The sequence below is a fragment of the uncultured Brachyspira sp. genome, assembly GCF_944390845.1.
Classification (GTDB): domain Bacteria; phylum Spirochaetota; class Brachyspiria; order Brachyspirales; family Brachyspiraceae; genus Brachyspira; species Brachyspira pulli.
In genome coordinates, this window is the sequence record NZ_CALXRM010000130.1 from 1 (window position 1) to 3,249 (window position 3,249).

The 3,249-nt window shown below is 24.8% G+C and carries 2 protein-coding genes and 1 tRNA gene; 1 reads left to right on the forward strand and 2 read right to left on the reverse strand.

What is annotated here, in order from left to right:
* The first annotated feature begins 317 nt into the window (after positions 1-317).
* Positions 318-391: transfer RNA gene (locus Q0K52_RS14685), tRNA-Ala, on the forward strand.
* Between the two features lie 17 nt (positions 392-408).
* Here Q0K52_RS14685 and Q0K52_RS14690 read toward each other — a convergent pair.
* Positions 409-1,830 (reverse strand): tetratricopeptide repeat protein, encoded by a 1,422-nt coding sequence (locus Q0K52_RS14690; RefSeq protein ID WP_297300630.1) that lies wholly within the window; start codon positions 1,828-1,830, stop codon positions 409-411.
* 504 nt (positions 1,831-2,334) lie between these two features.
* Positions 2,335-3,108 carry a DUF2262 domain-containing protein gene (locus tag Q0K52_RS14695; RefSeq protein WP_297300631.1) on the reverse strand — a complete coding sequence of 258 codons (774 nt, stop codon included), beginning with the start codon at positions 3,106-3,108 and terminating at the stop codon, positions 2,335-2,337.
* Between the last annotated feature and the right edge of the window lie 141 nt (positions 3,109-3,249).

Consider the following 3,249-nt stretch of genomic DNA (forward strand, 5'->3'; position numbering starts at 1 on the left):
AAGTTGAAAAACAATTAGAAATTATATATAATTTAGCACAAAAGGAGCTTTTTTAGTTATCTAGGACAGCCCCTTAAATTTTAATGCCTGTACTCTTTTATTTTTAACTTTATTAATAATTAATACTATCTTTTTTTTCTGATTTGTATTATATTGTTTCATAGGTATTCCTTTGGGTTTATTTATAGCAATTTAAATTATAAGGAATACCTTCTTTTTTTTAAATAAAAGTGTGCAATATATATGGCTCTTAAACATAATAAAGAAAACAAATAGATTGACTTTTAATTTAAAATAATTTATCATTTTCAACACTAGGGGATATAGCTCAGTTTGGGAGAGCATCACAATGGCATTGTGAGGGTCGTGGGTTCGAGCCCCATTATCTCCAATTATTTTTATGAAATATCATAAATAATCAATACCATTTTTAGTACAGAACTCTATACCCACACGGTCATTTTCTTTTGCAAGCTTTATCAAGTACTTTTCCATTTTTGGTTTTAATTTGTCATTATCTATTTTGTACGCTTTTTCAAAATAAAGCAGAGCCTCATCTTTTAAGTGTTTATATTCTGATTCTGAAATATTTTCTTTTTGAATGTTGGCAAGTATATTTTTAATGTAGCCTATACTATTAAAAGTTTCTGGAATTTCATTTTCTAATTCTTCAACTTTATAAAAATCTTTCAAACATTCATTATATATTTCAATGGCTTTTTCTGTGTTTCCATTATATCTCTCAATATTAGCAAGCTTAGTTTTAGCATATCCTCTAGTGTCATATATTGAAGCATCATCATCAACTATTTCAATTCCTTTATCACAATATTCTATAGATTCATTTAATAACTCTTTTGCTTTTGAAATATTATTATTTTTTAATTCAATATTCGCTAATTTAATTTTATAGAAACCTATTTTATTATAAAAATCTACATCACTTTCATCTAACTCTAGACATTGGTAAAAATCTTTAATTGCTTCTTCATATTGTTCAAAATCTGCTTTAGTAATTCCTCTAAAATAATAAACTAATAAATTATTATTATCTAATTTTATAGCTTTGTCAAAATCTTTAATTGCTTCTTCATATCGTTTTAATTCTGCCTTGGCTTTTGCTCTGTTAAAATATCCGTATACATTTTTATCATCAAGTTCTATAACTTTTGTAAAGTAATCTATAGCTTCCTTATATTTTTGATTTTGATGTGCCTGATAGCCTAAATTCAATTCACTGTTTATTTTTACGTTCTTATTATTTTCTTCAATTATTTTATCCGTTTCTTCTTTTATCTGCTTCAGAGATTTTTCTGCTTCTTTTTCTACATTACTTAGCTGTTCTCTTGCTTCATTTAAAATATTATTATTTACGAATGCTCCTGCAAATGAGAACACTATCATTACCACAGATATAAAGGCGAACCAGAAATTCAATGTGTCAGATGATGATTTTACTATTTCGCTCATTGATATTTGAAGATTTTTTGTGTGGCTGTCTATAGCTTCAGCGAATGCGTTTTGAAGATCTTCTATTGATGAGCTTTTTAATATTATATTATTAGTGATAAATTTATTGCTTTCTATCTCTGTTATTATCACATTAGTATAAAACTCTTCTTTAGTGATAATAATATTTTCTAATGGGCTTGAATATCTTTCCATAGCTTTATCAAGTCTATAAGAAACAAGTAAATTATGTGCAAAATAAAGTGCTGCAAAAACTATCATAGATAATATAAATAATTTAATCATTACATTATAATTATCCATTTGGTAATTTCTTTTTTCTTTCTTGTTTGTTTGATTATTATTTTCTATATTTTTCATAAATAATGCCTAAATAATTTTTTATTATTATACTATACTTTAAAAATATAAAAAGATATTATTGATTACTTTGACGCACGGTAAAGAGATTATAAATATAATTAGATTGTATTACTTATTAAACCGTATTTTTTATAATTATTTTGCGTGTGGTGAATACGTTATGAATTTAAAAAAATCTTGGGTGGGCAGCTAGAATAACAGTTTAGATTAAAAAGAAAATATTATAAAAATGAGAGTGAAAATTGAAAGGATAGAGGGTGGGGCAGTGTAATGAAATTTTAAAACTTTATTACATTCCCCGCCCTTTATACTTTATAACTAACTTTTAAATTTTAATATTCACTATCTTTATAACTTATTTATAAATTATAGTACCCGCCCAAGCGTTGATTATATTTAGAATTTCATTAACGCACGGTGAGTAAAATTTATAATATAATCTGAATCATAGATAAACTTATATTTTAAGATTTATTTAGCGTGCGGAAGAAGTAGGCAAATTTAAAAAAACATTGGTTTAGTAATTGGTTTTAAATTAAAATCCCAATCACTATTTACTGGTATTACGTGTCCGTCGCCGTCATTAAAATAAAATGTTATGTAGTTTTTAGAATCTATGCTTATAGATGTTAAGCTTATTGATTTTATGAATTCTTCTCTTTCCATATTATGAGGTTTAAATATACTTTCTGCAGCACACTCTTTTAATTTTCTGTCAATATCTTTTTTATCAGCGAATATTTTTTTTATTATATCAACACTTTGTGTATTAAACTCTTCATTGATATTATCAAAGAAGATTGAAATATTATTGTCAGTCCAAGGCATCTCTTTCTTAAAACTGTTTATATCTTTATTAAGTTCAAAATCTCCTAATTCTTCATCTTTATAATAAATAATTTCTGAATATTTTTCTAATATGCTATTTAAATCATCATCTTTATAATTACTATCAACTATATCTTCAAGTAAAAAATTAATATAGAAGTCGTCAGGATCTTTTTCTTTTCTCACCTTTAATCTTACTATGCTTTCATCTTTGAGTATTTTTAAATATTCTTCAGCTTGTTCAACTTTTTTATTAATGATAATATGTGTATTTTCTCTAATTAGATTATCAGTAATATTTTTTAAAGCTATAGCTGAAACAAATAAAGTATAATATTTTTCCCAAGGAATTTTATTGTATTTGCAGCATGATCTTTTCAGTACGAATGCCATGTCAAAAATTTTATCGTCAAAATTTTTATTAAAATCTTCAATTTCTTTGTCCATTTTTATACCTCAATACTATTGTAATATGCTAGGATAAAAATATCAATAATAAATTTAAAAATTGTTTGTTTAAGAGCCATAGATATTGCACACTTTTAGTTTAAAAAAAGAAGGTATTCCTTATAATTTAAATTGCTAGAA